Below are 15,408 nucleotides of genomic sequence, written 5' to 3'. Positions count from 1 at the left end.
ACTATTACATTCTCCTCTTTAACTAATACGCGATAAATATAGGGAAGATATTGTCATAAAACGAATAAAGCCAACAGCGACATTAAGGCGCTGGGCACCTGTTCGCCGATATCATAAGCATGGTTGGAGATGGCTATATTGCCAAATACCACAAAAGCCAATGCCGCTCCGACAGCAGTGGTACGCCTGAACAATAGTAAAAATCCTGCTATGAATTCAGCAAACCCCAGCCATACCTGGCACCCGGTTTCAGTTAATAAATTATCAATTGGCAAAAAATTAATTTCTATTATTTTCTATACGATCCAAAGGGATTCTTTCTTTACCGGATATAGCATAGGTTAAGCAACCCATTCGAAAACACAATCTGAAAAGCAGTTTTTCTTTAAGCTTCGGGACTATCGAACCAGTAGTACCGGAGCACATAGGCCACCTATCCTGTTAATAGCGTTTGAAAATAAGCTATCGTCAAAATGGAAGCTCGATTATAATGCAGGTGCCCAACAGGAGGTGTTTTCTACAGAATGGGTTTGGTTGGCTAATGGGTCTTTACATTATCATATTTGCGATCCGCCGGAGTTGTTCCTGGAATATTATGCACAATATGGTGTAGGCAAATCAGGGCACAATAATATAGGAGGTGGTTGGGCCTACCAGCCGGGAAACCATGTGCAGATTTATTTATCCGGAGGGGCAAGTGTTGCCTATCATGAACCCAATCAATTTGTTGCTGGAGGAATTGCATTCAGACTTCCCTGACAACTTAGCCAGCAGACCGTTTGAGTATCTGCAACGTTTTAGAGCACTTTAATCTATAAGAGTATCTGATTCATTTTCTTTACCACTCCAGACCGTATCGGCTATTGGTCCTGTACGGCCATCCCTGATCTTGGTATTATTACTATCTACAAATTGGGGTTCGCCTCCACCTTGTTCATTACCGCAGCTAAAGAGCCCTGCCAAAAAAGTGATTACCAGTAATTTTTTCATATCTATTTTTTAAAGCATTAAAAAAAGCATGGCTGTCTGGAATCTACCATACGTCATCCTTCGAGATGCGCAGAGTATCGATCACATATTGAGCCAGATCGTCGGACACACCAGCAGTACGCACCCGTTCCCGTAATTGTTGTTCCCAATCATTTAATGCGACTTCTATAGTATTGCCGATGCCCATAATACCTTCCTGCGGATCCGGGCCTAAAAGGCAGCAATATCCCCGTTCATCCGCCCAAACTACCGGCCTCAGATCCTTTACTGCTTTTGATAAATTGTCACTCTCGTAATTAATATCAATAACCCGGTTTCCAGGTATATCCATTTGTTTCATAATAATGAGTTTATTGTATAGCTGTTGTCAATGACTCCAATCGATGATCATCTCCTAAAAAAGGCACGCTTTGTGTAAACTTTAGATGTACTCACAATATTCTTACTTTATAATAATTATATATGAAGCTCGGTCCTCCAATTCAAAAAATACTGCAAAAGCGCTACCCGCCTTTAAGCATCGTCGAAAAAACTTTTGGCAACCACGACCTTGCATTTAAAACGGATGAAGAGGGCTTTCCAATTTTGCTGTTCTTAGGAAAAAAGCAGGCCGACGGCAGGATTAAGGGCGATCGTTTTGCCAGGCGATTGGTAAAACAGGATGGGCAAATCATAAAGGATCACTGGGACCATAAAGGCAAAGCGACCTGATCAACTATCATTTGCCGCTATGCCTCGTAGCGGATGGGGTTGCGATCGCCCGTACCACTTTTGATTCCGGGCACCTGGAGCGTCTCTTCAATAAATGCGGCTATTTCATCACCGGGCTCATGATGCTCCAGACGCTCCTGTACATGCAGTTCCCAATCCGCCACGGCTTCTTCTATCGTAGGGCCATAGCCTAAAATACCCTCCCTGAAATCCGGACCAAGTAAACAACAATAGCTGGGACCTTCTTCCCATATAATAGGCCTTAGCTCGCGTACCAGCGGAGGCCAGTCTTTACGTTCATAATCCAGGCGCACCTGCATCTCCATGGGTATAATCATCTGTGTCATAGTATAAGATTTTAGAGGTTACTATTTACCAAATGCAAGTAGTATACCAATCGACCCAAAAAGCCATAAATAGTAAACTCGTTCCACATACTGTTGAAAGCGCTACACGTTTGTGTCCACGTTTTATGCATGTGTAGTATGCAAACCGACTTTGCTCAAATGAATAAGCCCCTATTTTCTTTTATGTTATGGATTTTCGGAAGTCAATTAATTAACCGGCGTGCGGGTTGTGGTTTAACTCGATATCATCATACTTATCTGATCGCTACTCGGTGGATATACTTATCCTGCGAAAATTCGCTAACCCTGAAGTATTCAGAAGAACGAAAAGAATGTAATCTTTATCGGATAAGCAGGTCAGGGCAGCCTGCTGGAGATACGCCTGGCTGGGCTGGCGCAGGGAAAGTTCCTGAAAAAATAGATTGCACAATTAGGGGGAACTGTCGAGTCAGATTTTATAAATGACATGTGGGGGACTTAAGTCTACTGCAATAAAGAGATTGGTAAATCTACCCGGCTCTTATAAAGAGATCTACAAATATTGCAGCGGCGTCTCCACGAGGTTGTATTGATCAGCGAGGATCTAAATTAATTGACCTGCTACTCCACACCGGCTTCTGGAAAAGTATTACAACCTAAAAAGCCAGTTGGCTCTGCAACCGACCGGCTCAATTAAAACAGGAAATCTGAAAAAGTTACTTAATTATTTATACAGCCAGCCGATAACGCCCGGCCTCAGATGCAATCATCTGTAGAAATTTGGTGTCAATCTCAGGATAACCGGGATTCACCCTGCATCCGGATTTATCTTTTCCCAATCTGACCTGTGTTATAATGGTGCCTTTCTGAGCATCCAGCAGGTACACATCAATATTACCATCGGTAACAATTCCCCGATCTGTTTTTATAAAATGCAGATTACAATCTGCATAAGACTGAGACCTGTCATCTGTCGCCATAAATTGCCTGGCCATTCCCGGATTTTTTATACCCGACTTTAAATATTCGTTGAACTGTTCTATAATAACCCGGGGCGTAGGACTGTTACCGGGCATCGAATCATCTACATATTCCTCGGCATATTCATTATACCGAAGCCGGTAAGTCCCTGGCTCCCCGTACGACGAATACGTGAGTAAAACATTTTTATTGCCTTCTGAAAGAAAGGAGATATCGCAGGCAACGCTGTGTCCGCTGGGTAAGGTAAGAATAGGCATGTATTAAATTTAAAGGTTAAGGGCTGCAAATTAAAAGATCTGCTATATCGCATGTATAACAAAGACTATGCAAGATTAGCTTTGCGATTGTGGAATTTTAACCCCATTTTTTATTTTAAGAGGCGTTCGAAACAGATGGCAATAGTCTAAGTCCTTTAATAAGCAGATCAGGCCGGCTGTGTGCCCATCCTGCAGCGTTGCTACACGGTTTTTCTTTTGATGAAATTAAAAGGCACTTTCGTTCGCTGCGGATACCTGTTTAAGAGAGTTATTGCTGCAGCTTCGCCCATCTTATCAAAATTGGTAGTTACAACAGTAACCTGAAGCAGGTCTTTTAAAACCGTTTCGTTGAAGGATATGATGCCGATATCTTTTGCGAGTTTGAACCTTCGTTCTTTCGCCTTTTTCATTAGGTGAGCCAGATCAGACTCCGAAGTTTCTATATAGAGCGTCGCAGGGTGCAGCTCTAAATCTTCAGCACCGGAGGCTACTGTAAAGCTTTTCTTATACTTCCTGCAAAATCGCCTGATCCCTTTTATAATCTCGCGGGGATGAAACTCATCGCTTCGTAAAATTACCACGAGGTTATCATATTTATTTATTAATTCCGGTTGGGATATCAGGGCTTCAAAAATATCATTTTCAAAATCCTGGTAAACCTCTACAGGATTATCCAGTCCTGTTACCTTTTTATCAAGAATTGTCAGCTTTCCTGAAGGAATGCTTTTTAATAAAGCAAGTACCTTCCTGGGGTCTGTGTCATGTGTAAAATGTGGCATGATCACAAAGTGATCGTATTGATTCATCCGGGTTTCCACGATATCCTTCAGTATATCCAAACGGTAATGATGTATCTGCAAATCCACAACCGCCTTGTCGCCTAATGTTTTAACGAAACTATTATAGACAATTTTTTTATAGGCGCTGATCTTGTTCATCACCAATAACACCCTGAGTTTCTTAGCAGGAATTCCTTTAACGAAGTATCCCCTGCCCTTAATAGAAACAATATATCGTTCGTCCTTCAATATCTGGTAGGCTTTCTCTACCGTATCGCGTGCTACACTATAAGTTCTGCTAAAATCATTGATGGAAGGCAGCTGATCGTCTCTCTTCAGGCCTCCCTTTACAATTTCCTTCCTGATGGTATCGGCTACCTGCTGTACTTTCGACAGATGCCAATCCTTTGTTATGCTCAACTTTTTTTCGGTTCTGGTTCCCATATTATTTCATTTGCTGACAATCGCTGTGATAGCAGGCAAAATTAATAGTATTAAGCGATCCTTAAATGTTTAAGCAGGGAAGATTATCCATCCCTTAACATTCAAGCAAAGAAACGCATTGTCTGAGGCGGCAATAATCATATAGGATTCATCCGGAAGTGCTGCCATGTAATGCAAGCTATTATCCTGAGGATGCTATCACTTTTCCTAAGCCACCAGTTGTTTAGCATACTTTCTTTTATATTCTATCGGTGTCATGAGCATTAGCTTTTTAAAATGGCGGTAAAAATTAGCAACATTATTAAACCCACACTCAAAACAAATAGTTGCTATTGAATACCGGTCTTCAATGATCATCCGGCACGCAAAGTTTACGCGAACCTGTATAAGGAAATCGAAATAGGTTGTTTTGGTGGTTGTTTTAAAATACCTGCAAAATGAAGTAATGCTTAAGTTGCAGACCTCTGCTATCTCCGCCAGGCTAATCTCTCTTTTAAAATGTTCGAGCGTGTACGCATGTACCCTGTCCAGCCGGCATGCATCTTCCTGGTCTACGTTGTACTCCGCCTCTGTACTGGCGATGAGTCCGTATTCTTTGGAGTCTGCAATCAGGTGCAGGATCTCTAATAGAATAAGCACCCGCTTGAAATGCTCAGCCGTTAGGGCCTGCATCATCAATGTCTCCACCTGTTGCCTGCAGTTGCCGTTTAATTGCAGTCCTTTTTTGGATATATCATATAGATTGCGGATATGCGCGAGCTCAGGAATAGAAAAAAAATCTCGTCCAAAGCAATCCTTTTTAAACTGTATGATGACCGCTTCAACACCTGTTCCTTCTTTCTCCCTGGCCCGCCAGGCATGTGGCAGGTTTTCACCCAATAATAATATATCACCTGCTTCAAAGCTGGCCACCTTATCACCAATAAAACGTACGCCTTCACCCTTTAGTGTTAAATGAAGCTCGAGGTCGGTATGGTAATGAACCGCACGACCAAAGTTGGGCGCAACATCGTGACGCACCAGGAAGCTACTTTGAAAAGGTTGGGTTACTTTATGAAAATAAGCTTTCATGATGATGATTTAATGGATTAGTAAAAATGAGGATTACCTGGTCATTAATTCTTCAATAATATCGCTCAACCCGGCAGGAGACATTTTAAAGGTATAATAATAATGCTTTCCGGCGGGGTCATTTTCCCAGACATTCTTCCCATTATCGAGCAATACGAACCTTCCCCGCACTGTATTAAAATAATTTGCAGCGCCCCTCACCCCTGCCAGCACGGCCGTTTGATCCCAGCTCATTCTGCCCGATGAATCTATCGGTGCCATAGGGATACACCTGGCATACACGTCTTTCACCGGGCTCTTAGATATCTTTTTGTTCTGCGACAGCTTTAAACCGGTATGAACTTCGTTTCCAATCTCCCAGCCACTAAAATAAACCGGTGTAGGCCAGTTTTGAATTGCATAAGCAGCCGATACCGTATCCTTGTAAACATTAAACTCTCTACCCGAAGGGAACCGCCCGGCCATAGACACCAGGTGTCTTACTTTCTTTTCAACCAGCTCCTTACCTGTTAGAGGACTGATCTTATCGGCAGGTGAATGCAGCAGATCGGAAAGGTTAGTAAGAAAACCTACCGCTATCACGGTGATGCTCGTATCAGCTGCTTTAGCTAATAGTTCCCGGTAAACTTTCACCGCATCCGGAAACTCATCATTGGCTTTGTTCCGATGCGGATATTTTGTCATCAGCTCCTGTGGCCATTTTTGAGAAGCGCCCATGCTTAAGGCCATGGATTTAGGAACTCCCACAGGAATTCCGGGCCTTTTAAAATAAGTATTGAATAACTGGAGGGTTGGCCCCGTAAGATAATGATGATTGCAGGATATGGTAGCGAGTATCTCGGCTTCACCTTTATCAGCCAGGCTATGCAGTACCGCCATGGCGCCTACATCGTCATAATCCGGTCCGATATCTGTGTCCAGAATAACCTTCGCCGGTTGCTGTGCATTTGTATGAAAGAGAGCACCTGCGAACAGTACCAGGCAGGCGGCTCTTTGTATCAAATTTCTTATTATCATAAATTTTCGAGTTTTTGAGGATCAACAATCGCAAATTTCACTTTACGGCGGTTCCAGGTATACGTGATATACACCAGCCCGTCCTTACCCTGTATGATGGCCGGATAAGAAAACTCACCACGTTCGCTTTCTAACGTAACCACATTTTTCCAGTTTGTACCATCTTTACTAATTGCCAGGTTTAAGGGAGATCTTTTGCCACCCCATTGATTACCTGTTTTACCAATATGATTATAAATGAGTAATTGAACTCCATTCTTTAGCGTAACCGCATCCGTTCCTGAATTAGGATTAGGTAGCACATTGGCCTGTAGCGCAGACCAGGTCCGGCCTCCATCATCTGACCAACTGCTTACAACTCCGTCATCTTTGCTACGCGCCAGCAACTGCAGCCGGTTACCTGGATAAAACAATACACTGGGTTGAATGGCATTGATTGCTGATGTGGTATCAATACTTGCAGTTTTAGACCAGGTCTTACCCCAATCCTTTGTCATTTCAAAATGCATACGCCATCCTCCACCCGATGTAACTTCTGTGCTGGAAGGGCAAAGCAATACACCATCCTTTAACAGTACCGGTTTATTCTTAACGGGTCCCAATATATCTTCCGGTAGTCTGCGCGGTTCGGACCAGGTTTTGCCATTATCTTTTGAAGTAATCAGCTCTCCCCACCAGGTTTGTGGACTGGGCCCTACTTTGTAAAACAATAAGAGTGGCCCGTTAGGTACCTGGTATAATACCGGGTTCCAGCAGGGATAGCGCTTGGCACTATGTTGTATACCATTAGCCACAGAAACAGGAGCCACCCATTTGCCTTTTACCCGGCGCGATACCCAGATTTCTACGTCGGGGTTTTGTTCCTTGGTGCCACCAAAATAAGCAGCTACCAAGCCTCCGGGCGTTTGTTCAATGGTAGAGGCATGGCATTCAATAAACGGCGCCTTCTCATATAAAAATTCTGATTGTAATACAGCGCTTTGCTGAGCCCATGCAGCTATACCGGAAAAGTGTAGTAGCATTAAAATAATAGGTAAACGTATCATATTAGTTTGAATTTAATAACCGGTATTTTGTGTAAGTTTTACTGAAAAGTTTGCGTCAATAGCACCTTGAGGGATGGGATATAAATTATGCTTCTCTGCAATGCTGTTCCTGGTTTCTGCTTTCATATTGTATTTTTTAACTCTTTCCACCAACATGCCCATCCGGCATAAAGTACGCTTCCTGGGTTCTTCAGCCATCAGTTCCCTTCCCCTCTCGTCAAGAATATAATCTAATGTTACGTCAGATGCTGATACCGGTTTGGCGTTGGCTCTTGCCCGCACCACATTAATGCTGGCCGCAGCATTTGCCTGATCACCCTTTCTAAGATAAGCCTCTGCTTTAAGCAAATAAGTTTCTGCCAGGCGGTAAATGATCATATCTTTCCCGCTACGGCCATTGGTGAGCACTCCCTGCCAGGACTTGCCCTCTACTTTTCTCACATAAGGATATAAACGCTGCATGGTATCTAACGGCGTATTACGAGGTTCTACCTTTTTGCCAAAATAAGTAGAAGCCGGATTATTATACCAAAACTCTCTCTTAATATTATAAGCAGAATTTCTCATATCATTATTCCAATCGCTCAGCCACAGATCGTAAAGAAAGTAGGGATTCGGCCGCATAATAGCCACGCCTCTCAATAAGCTATCAGCGTTCAGCGCGAATCCTAAACGGCCAGCCGGATCGGTAAACTGCACCATAAAGGGCAACCAACCTCTTGGCGAGTGGTTACCACCGAGGCTACCACCACCTCCAGGTGTAAATTCTTCAAATTGCCATACCCAGATGGATTCCATGTTGCCGGTACTACGGTTTTGATTTCCCTGTATAAACAAATCGGAGAAGGCATCGCCCGGCTTGTCCTTATTCACACCAAAGCGTTCTTTCATGAGCCTGTAGGTTCCCGAATTAATCACTCTATCGGCCGCTGCAATGGCTTTATCATATTGGCCCAGGCTGATATACGCTTCTGCCAGTAAATGATCAGCGGCTCCTTTAACGATCCTGCCCTCCTTATTTTTTGCTACTGTAACAGGTAACCATTGAGAAGCAAATTCGAGGTCTTCGGCAATCAGCTTATAAGCATCTGCTCTTGACGAACGCACGAAATCGGTTTTAGGCTCCTTATAAAATCGGTCCATGATACAGATATCCCCATACAAATTAGCCAGGATATTATGACCATAAGCCCTGAAAAACCTGGCTTCTGCAATGATCGCATTCTTCTGCGCTTCAGAAGAAAACACACCGGCATTCTCCGGTTTGGATGCCTCCTCAATGATCAGGTTGGCATAAGGCAGAATGGAAGTATAACACCAGTTATAGGTTCTTGATGCAGCAGCAGTGGCGGGCGTCAGATAAGTTTCATAATTCACGAACTGCGTAACAGACAGCTGTCCGGAAGTGCAAAGGTCGGTACCTGTAAACATATCAAAGTAACGGTACAAATCATCGCCAGTCAACTCTTCACGGGTATAGTAATGTAAGGATGTGATCAGATTTTCATAACCATTCACATCTTTCAAAACATTTTCAGGGCTCAGGTCCGAAAGCGGTGTCTCGTTCAGAAAAGCATCTTTATTACAGGACGATAGCACACACCATGTTAAAAATATAATTATATAGGTTCTCATATTTTCTAAATTTAAAATCCAAGATTAAGACCAACTGAAATGGTACGCGGCATAGGATACAGGTTATCCCTGGATGTCTGGCCACTTTCCGGATCAGCCCCGATCCAGTTGGTGAAAGTGTACAGGTTTTTAGCCGCTACAAAGACCTTGAGATTGCTAACTTTTACGCGATCAAGGAAGCCCCGTGAAAAATTATAAGATAATGCTACATCCTGTATACGAACAAAATTGCGGCTCAGGTAATAGTTATGCCCGTATTTGTTTTCATGAAACAATGAGGGCCTGGTAGAGGACTTATTTTCAGGCGTCCACCAGCCATAATCTATAAAGTTCAGCGAGCGTTCTACCGGTCCCCTGCCTATCAATCCAAAATCGGAAATCCAGCCACTCATGCCATTCAGGAATACAGAAAGCGTCAGCCCCTTATAGGAAAAATCATTTAACAAGCCCCAGCGAATCTTTGGCTGCTGTCCCTGACCGATAATAGTGCGATCATCCGCATTAATTACGCCATCGCCATTAATATCTTTCACCCGCACGTATCCAGGTTTGTATCCTGATGGTATATCCGTATCGCCTTCCTGGTAAATACCATCAAAGACATAATCGAAATAAGAATATATAGGCTGACCAATAAACCAGCGGTTACCGATATCATCGTCTTCTTTACCATCACCATCGGTATCAGAGCCATACAGATGTACGATGCGATTTTTATTATTGGAGAAGGTAACAGATGAGCGCCATTCAAAGTCTTTTGTCCGGATATTGCTGGTATTTAATGTAATTTCTATACCACTGTTATCTACCTGCCCCAGATTGGTCCATACACTGGTAAAACCCGTCATCCTCGGCAGATCTCTTGTTACCAGCAGGTCCTTCGTCTTCATATGGTAATATTCTATCGTTCCTCCTATTCTTCCTTTCAATAACTCAAAGTCTAAACCTATGTTGGTACTGTAAGTGGTTTCCCACTTCAAATCACTGTTGGCCATATTCATGGGATAATAAGCCAGGCTGGTAGTGCCCCCATCTCCATATACATACCGCTGCGTTCCGATTTTGCTAAGCGACTGGTAGGCGCTGATAGCCTGGTTACCCACAGCACCATAAGACAACCTCAGCTTTAGCAGGTCCACCACCGGGCTATTCTTTAAAAATCCTTCTTCGGAAACAATCCAGCTTAAGGCACCGGACGGAAGCACGGCGTATTTATGGTTTTCGGAGAATACAGAGCTACCATCTCTCCTGATCGTAAAAGTAGCCAGGTACTTATCCATTAACCGGTAATTGATCCTCGCCATATAAGATACACCCTGTATTTTAGAAGATGATGAGCTGACGGTTTGCGTCTCACCCAGTCCCAGGTTATTCCAGCCCAATACATCAGATGAAAGTAAGGTCGCATTGGCACCGGTAGCCTCTACGAACTGGGAGTTCCTTGAGTAAAGCAAGGTAACATCAATATGGTTGGCTTTATTGATCTTTTTATTGTAAGTCAATATATTCTCAATCATCCAATCGTAATAATTGGTATTGGATTTACTGGCAGACTTGGTGTTATTGGCTAGTGAAGTATCCTGTCTCGCTGCATCATAGGCGTTTACCCAACGAATATTGGGGCTTATATTAATCCGGTAAGACAAACCCTGAACAAAAGGCAGTTGAACGATCCCGTAGAAATTAGCAAACAGGTTGTTTTGTATTCTCTGGTTACTTCTGAAATAAGGTGCATAAAGCGGGTTACCAGCCACGGTCTCCCCATCAACCACAAACTGCCTGGCTGAGCCATCTTCATTATAAATACTGCCGTAAGGGCTTAACTGGTAGAAGGCATCCATATTGGGCAGCACACCCGAAAAATCCCTGCGGCCATACATAGTATTGGTTCCTACCGTAAACCAGTTAGTAATCTTATTTTCGAGGTTCACCCTGAACGTGGTTCTCTTTTGGCGATCATTCAGGATGATCCCTTTTTCATCGTTAAAGGAGGCCGAGATAAAATAATTGGTTCTTTGTGTTTTACCCGCCATATTAAGATCTATTGAACGAATGCCCGCTCCATCCTGTGTGGCAACATCATAGGGGTCAACTGTACGGCCAGCCAAATAATTTTCGGCTTCGTTAGGCGCCAGGTAGCTGGCTATTTTAGCGGGGTCTGCTTCCTGTCCCAGCTCCTTTCGGGCATCAAGTATCTTTTGAACATAGCGTTCGGGTGTCAGTAGTTTTATTTTATACCCGGGCGATGAAATACTTGTAAAGGTATTTACGTTGATCGTCGGCTTTTCTGTTGTACCCCGGCGCGAAGAAATAAGGATCACACCGTTTGCGGCTCTTGACCCATATATAGCCGAGGCGCTGGCATCTTTGAGCACTTCCATTGATTCTATATCATTAGGATTTATATCTGACAGCACCCCGTTGTATATAATTCCATCGACAACGATCAGCGGGTTATTACCGGCGCTTAAGGAGCGCGGCCCCCTGATCAAAATGGTTCCGTTTTGACCCGGCCTTCCGTTATCAGTAAACTGTACTCCAGCCACCCTTCCGCGTAACGACTGTGTAATACTGGTATTCGGTACGTCTTTTACGATCTCTGTTTTGGAAACAGCGCCGGTTACAAATTTGCGGGACTGTTTACCATAACCAATCACCACCACACCATCGAGGCTATTATTCACAGGAACCAGGCTAATATCGACTATGGAACCGGAACCAACCTGTATCCGCTTTTCCTCATACCCGGCAGCCGAAAAGATCAATGTATCCCCGGCAATCGCATTCAGGGTATAAACCCCGTTATTGTCGGCTATGGCTGAGTTATTTTTACCCGCAATGGCTATGGTAGTTCCCGGCAATGGCTCTCCCAACTGGTTCGTAACCGTTCCTTTTATCGCGGGCCCACCCTGCTGTGCATACAACTGTATCCCATACAGTAGTAGCATTAATATCATCAAACAATAATTTCTTTTCATATAGCTTTCGTTGTTTATTGGGTTATCATAATCACTTTTGAAGCCGATGGCCGTCCCTGGTTATCCACCTGTATAATTTTCAGGAACAGGTTACCTGCCGGATCATCAAAACGGTCCTTATTCTTTTTGCAGGATACCATCATGAAGCCTGTTAGCAGCAGCAATGCCAACCCCATAATCATTCGCCTCTTGCCGATGCGGGCAACAGCCATTAAAAACATCAGGAAGGAAGCCCCGAGGACGGGCATGTTATGGAGGGGAAGTACAAACTCATAATCAAGCTGATTGTTGGAGAAGCCATTAACAGCCTTGCTATCTACTTTCCCCACTTTTTTAAAGTTCTTGCCATCAGCAGACAACGCTATTTCATAATAAGCACAATTTTGTTCGAAGCTTGTTCCCCAGTTAACGCGTAAATGCTTGTTTTGAAGATAAGCCTGGGCCAGGGTTAATTCAAGAGCAGGCGGAGCGGGCGGCTGATAAGCGCCTGTAAGATCATAGGACAAATAATCGATATAAGCCTGTGTGATGGCTATCGCATTGGTTTTTCCGAACAAGAGCTGTGGAGTACCGGTATTGTTACTTCGGCTGACGGTTCGGATAAATTCACCATCTATAAAAAAGTACATCTGCTTCTGATCGCGCTTTACCACTAACCTATATGTGTGATACTGCGTAGCATCCAGGTAATGAAAAGCGGCACTGCCATTTAAAAATACCCTGTTGGTATCAATGCACAATAGTGTGTGAGTAGACAGACCATCCCTTGTGTAGATATCTATTCCACGGCCATTATTCTGTGTTACCCGCAATCGAAACTCAATAGTGTAATCACCCGTGGGGTTAAAAACAGCTCCACTTGATGGTGTCGCCTGGAAAGAATAAGACTGACCTGAAGTGCAGTTAATCAATATTTCACCATTCGGCGTAAGGCTTCCCGAAGCAGGGCTTGTAATAGTGCCAGCCAGCCAACCGGCATCAAGTGGCAATTGGGTACCATCCAGCTGCGGATTTAAAGACAGATCTTTGGAGAGCATGGAAACAGCGCTATCCAGCTCTGAAAGTGCAAACCGTATGATCTCGACCTTTTCTTTGCGCCGGGAGGCAATAACATACATGGTATCATCCTTTATAAAAGAATAGGGATAACCAAACTGGCCTCCTTTGGCGCGGCCGGCACTATACTGTATCTGGTAAAAATCGTCTGCAATGATATAATTCTCATTGAAATTAAACCCATCATCCGATATGGATAATACCAGTGGGGTGCGGTTGCCAAAAGCCAGGGTATCCGGCGTGCCGACATAGTAAGATTTTCCATTGGGTAGTTTGCCAAAATGAGCTTTGGTGTCGTCGTTAGTAAAGGCCGACCTCACAGGCGTAGACCAGGAGGATCCATTCTTGCTGGACTCCTGCCACATCCATCTTTTGCCGGCATCTCTGAATAAGGTGTAAATACTATCAGTATGTTCAAGGATGGCACCTTCTACCAGCCTGGCTGTCTGGCCCGGTAAAAAAGCTGCATTCGAAGCCAGTGTCCAGCCGGATAATCCTGTCGGATCGTCACTATAATAAAAATTACGGTTACCGGTTAACAGCAAGCGGCCTGAAGCCAGTATACTGGGTCGATGACAGGGGAATATGGATACGCCTAAATTAACCGGTGCCGACCAGTTCACCCCGTCTGTGGTACTCACCGCATACAACCTTGAATTAGGATGAGAGAAATCGGCTGTAGAATCGTGTTGCGTATAGTAAGCTACCAGTAAATTATTATTGGCCACCAGTAGTCCGCCGGGTGTAAGCTCATAAGCAATGCCGAGGTCTCTTAATGCAGTTACTGTGCTCCAGTTAAAGAAATCAGTTGAAGTAGCTATAGCAACCCTTTGCCCAGGCTCATCTTCTCCTACCAGGCCATTACTGAATATGCAAAAGAATTTTCCTTTAAAAAATGCTATTGACGGATGATGTGAATATTGGTAGTCGCCAGAGCCAGGCGTATAAACAGTTGCTTTTTGAGTATTAATTTTAGGTGCATTAAATGGTTGCGCCATATAGTTATTGGAAAACAGTTGAGCATTCACCTGAAGGTGTATGACAATAAACAAGGCAATCGTTATTACTTTCATACGTGAAATGATTTATTAGTGATTATATAGACTGATACCGGAATCAGCGACCGGACATAACAATACATGCCAGGCCGACGATGAATAACAGGAACATCCATCTCAGTTTGATACTTACAGTTGGGGGACTGTTTTTGAACTCCTTCCAGATGAACACGCCCCAGAATGCAGCCACCATGGTAGCGCCCTGCCCCAGGCCATAAGAAACGGCAGCGCCTGCCTTTCCCGCAGCTATAAGGTTTAAAGAATTACCCAACCCCCAGATCAGCCCTCCCAACACACCTGTGAAATGGGTAGCCAGGCCGCCCTTGAAATAATCCCGGTAACTTAAGGGAGCTCCTGTAAAAGGTTTCCGCATAAGCAGGGTATTGAACAGAAAATTACTGATGAAAATACCGGTTGAGAAAATAAACACTGCCGTATACGGCGTCATTTTACCGGCCTGCGGCGCATAAAAATTATCGAGATCCATTGAGGCGGCAATAAACCTGTAAAAGAAAGCCATCAATATCCCCGCTATCAACGATATAAGAATGCCCCTGGCCGAACTTTTCTGATTGCTATCTTTGGTCTTATAGGCCACGGCATTTAATATAATAGCGATCACCACCAGCACTACACCCAGGAATAACAATGTTGAATTTCCTTTTTGCGAAGCTGCATAATTAACTATGACACCCAACACTAAAGCGATACCGACACCAAGTGGAAAAGCCACCGACATACCAGCAATGGCAATAGCAGCAGAAAGCAAAATATTGGATGCATTAAAAACCACACCGCCGATAAAGGCGCTCATGATGTTCCTGGTATCGGCCTGCAGCAGGTCGGCTACAAAACTACGGCCACCGGTTCCGATACTTCCTAATGTAAAGGCAGATAAAACAGAAAAGAGGAGTACCCCGATTACATAGTCCCAATAAAATAGCTCATATCTCCATGAGCGGCCCGCCAGCTTTTGGGTATTTCCCCAGGACCCCCAGCAGAGCATCGTAACAAAACATAGCAGCACGGCAAGCGGATAACTATCTACAATAAACATAG

At 43.9% G+C, this 15,408-nt stretch carries 15 protein-coding genes; 2 read left to right on the top strand and 13 right to left on the bottom strand.

The annotated features are described in order from the left end of the window. Positions 1-53 precede the first annotated feature (53 nt). A complete protein-coding gene (locus U0035_RS00265; protein ID WP_114791322.1) occupies positions 54-275 on the bottom strand; it encodes a hypothetical protein in 222 nt (73 codons plus the stop codon). 160 nt (positions 276-435) lie between these two features. On the opposite strand from U0035_RS00265, the gene U0035_RS00260 reads away from it, so the two are divergent. Further along, on the top strand, positions 436-759 hold the full coding sequence (locus U0035_RS00260; protein WP_114791321.1) for a transporter: 324 nt from the start codon (positions 436-438) through the stop codon (positions 757-759). Positions 760-807: 48 nt separating this feature from the next. Here U0035_RS00260 and U0035_RS00255 read toward each other — a convergent pair whose 3' ends face one another. After that, complete coding sequence (locus U0035_RS00255) at positions 808-990, bottom strand: hypothetical protein (protein ID WP_114791320.1); 183 nt, start codon at positions 988-990, stop codon at positions 808-810. 43 nt (positions 991-1,033) lie between these two features. Further along, positions 1,034-1,330 (bottom strand): hypothetical protein, encoded by a 297-nt coding sequence (locus U0035_RS00250; RefSeq protein WP_114791319.1) that lies wholly within the window; start codon positions 1,328-1,330, stop codon positions 1,034-1,036. Between the two features lie 122 nt (positions 1,331-1,452). Here U0035_RS00250 and U0035_RS00245 point away from each other — a divergent pair, with 122 nt between their 5' ends. After that, positions 1,453-1,701 carry a hypothetical protein gene (locus tag U0035_RS00245; protein ID WP_114791318.1) on the top strand — a complete coding sequence of 83 codons (249 nt, stop codon included), beginning with the start codon at positions 1,453-1,455 and terminating at the stop codon, positions 1,699-1,701. Positions 1,702-1,718: 17 nt separating this feature from the next. On the opposite strand, the gene U0035_RS00240 is transcribed toward U0035_RS00245, so the two are convergent. From U0035_RS00240 to U0035_RS00195, 10 genes are all read right to left on the bottom strand, one after another. Continuing rightward, positions 1,719-2,048, bottom strand: a complete 330-nt coding sequence (locus U0035_RS00240; RefSeq protein WP_114791317.1) for a hypothetical protein — start codon at positions 2,046-2,048, stop codon at positions 1,719-1,721. A gap of 707 nt (positions 2,049-2,755) precedes the next feature. Next, entirely contained in the window at positions 2,756-3,265 is a 510-nt protein-coding gene (locus U0035_RS00235; RefSeq protein WP_114791316.1) for a hypothetical protein, read from the bottom strand. A gap of 200 nt (positions 3,266-3,465) precedes the next feature. Next, positions 3,466-4,488, bottom strand: a complete 1,023-nt coding sequence (locus tag U0035_RS00230; RefSeq protein WP_114791315.1) for a GntR family transcriptional regulator — start codon at positions 4,486-4,488, stop codon at positions 3,466-3,468. 207 nt (positions 4,489-4,695) lie between these two features. Then, on the bottom strand, positions 4,696-5,559 hold the full coding sequence (locus U0035_RS00225; protein ID WP_114791314.1) for an AraC family transcriptional regulator: 864 nt from the start codon (positions 5,557-5,559) through the stop codon (positions 4,696-4,698). A 33-nt stretch (positions 5,560-5,592) separates the two neighbouring features. Further along, positions 5,593-6,576, bottom strand: a complete 984-nt coding sequence (locus U0035_RS00220; RefSeq protein ID WP_114791313.1) for a nucleoside hydrolase — start codon at positions 6,574-6,576, stop codon at positions 5,593-5,595. Continuing rightward, the gene (locus U0035_RS00215; RefSeq protein ID WP_170138308.1) at positions 6,573-7,622 is read right to left on the bottom strand and encodes a sialidase family protein; all 1,050 of its coding nucleotides are present in this window, start codon (positions 7,620-7,622) and stop codon (positions 6,573-6,575) included. Before U0035_RS00215 ends, U0035_RS00220 begins: the two co-directional genes overlap by 4 nt. A gap of 12 nt (positions 7,623-7,634) precedes the next feature. Further along, positions 7,635-9,257 (bottom strand): RagB/SusD family nutrient uptake outer membrane protein, encoded by a 1,623-nt coding sequence (locus U0035_RS00210; RefSeq protein WP_114791312.1) that lies wholly within the window; start codon positions 9,255-9,257, stop codon positions 7,635-7,637. 11 nt (positions 9,258-9,268) lie between these two features. Next, on the bottom strand, positions 9,269-12,235 hold the full coding sequence (locus U0035_RS00205; RefSeq protein WP_114791311.1) for a SusC/RagA family TonB-linked outer membrane protein: 2,967 nt from the start codon (positions 12,233-12,235) through the stop codon (positions 9,269-9,271). A gap of 14 nt (positions 12,236-12,249) precedes the next feature. Then, positions 12,250-14,364 (bottom strand): exo-alpha-sialidase, encoded by a 2,115-nt coding sequence (locus U0035_RS00200; RefSeq protein WP_114791310.1) that lies wholly within the window; start codon positions 14,362-14,364, stop codon positions 12,250-12,252. Positions 14,365-14,407: 43 nt separating this feature from the next. Next, positions 14,408-15,406: a GRP family sugar transporter gene (locus tag U0035_RS00195; RefSeq protein WP_114791309.1), complete on the bottom strand. Its 999-nt coding sequence runs from the start codon at positions 15,404-15,406 to the stop codon at positions 14,408-14,410. Positions 15,407-15,408: the final 2 nt, after the last annotated feature.

It is taken from the genome of Niabella yanshanensis, assembly GCF_034424215.1.
GTDB lineage: Bacteria > Bacteroidota > Bacteroidia > Chitinophagales > Chitinophagaceae > Niabella > Niabella yanshanensis.
This window is presented reverse-complemented; position numbering and strand designations above follow the sequence as displayed.

What these genes read in the sequence shown, in the direction of transcription:
- U0035_RS00255 (WP_114791320.1), bottom strand. Translation starts at nt 990, where the DNA reads ATGAAAAAATTACTGGTAATCACTTTTTTGGCAGGGCTCTTTAGCTGC.
- U0035_RS00250 (WP_114791319.1), bottom strand. Translation starts at nt 1,330, where the DNA reads ATGAAACAAATGGATATACCTGGAAACCGGGTTATTGATATTAATTAC.
- U0035_RS00245 (WP_114791318.1), top strand. Translation starts at nt 1,453, where the DNA reads ATGAAGCTCGGTCCTCCAATTCAAAAAATACTGCAAAAGCGCTACCCG.
- U0035_RS00240 (WP_114791317.1), bottom strand. Translation starts at nt 2,048, where the DNA reads ATGACACAGATGATTATACCCATGGAGATGCAGGTGCGCCTGGATTAT.
- U0035_RS00235 (WP_114791316.1), bottom strand. Translation starts at nt 3,265, where the DNA reads ATGCCTATTCTTACCTTACCCAGCGGACACAGCGTTGCCTGCGATATC.
- U0035_RS00230 (WP_114791315.1), bottom strand. Translation starts at nt 4,488, where the DNA reads ATGGGAACCAGAACCGAAAAAAAGTTGAGCATAACAAAGGATTGGCAT.
- U0035_RS00225 (WP_114791314.1), bottom strand. Translation starts at nt 5,559, where the DNA reads ATGAAAGCTTATTTTCATAAAGTAACCCAACCTTTTCAAAGTAGCTTC.
- U0035_RS00220 (WP_114791313.1), bottom strand. Translation starts at nt 6,576, where the DNA reads ATGATAATAAGAAATTTGATACAAAGAGCCGCCTGCCTGGTACTGTTC.
- U0035_RS00215 (WP_170138308.1), bottom strand. Translation starts at nt 7,622, where the DNA reads ATGATACGTTTACCTATTATTTTAATGCTACTACACTTTTCCGGTATA.
- U0035_RS00210 (WP_114791312.1), bottom strand. Translation starts at nt 9,257, where the DNA reads ATGAGAACCTATATAATTATATTTTTAACATGGTGTGTGCTATCGTCC.
- U0035_RS00205 (WP_114791311.1), bottom strand. Translation starts at nt 12,235, where the DNA reads ATGAAAAGAAATTATTGTTTGATGATATTAATGCTACTACTGTATGGG.
- U0035_RS00200 (WP_114791310.1), bottom strand. Translation starts at nt 14,364, where the DNA reads ATGAAAGTAATAACGATTGCCTTGTTTATTGTCATACACCTTCAGGTG.
- U0035_RS00195 (WP_114791309.1), bottom strand. Translation starts at nt 15,406, where the DNA reads ATGTTTATTGTAGATAGTTATCCGCTTGCCGTGCTGCTATGTTTTGTT.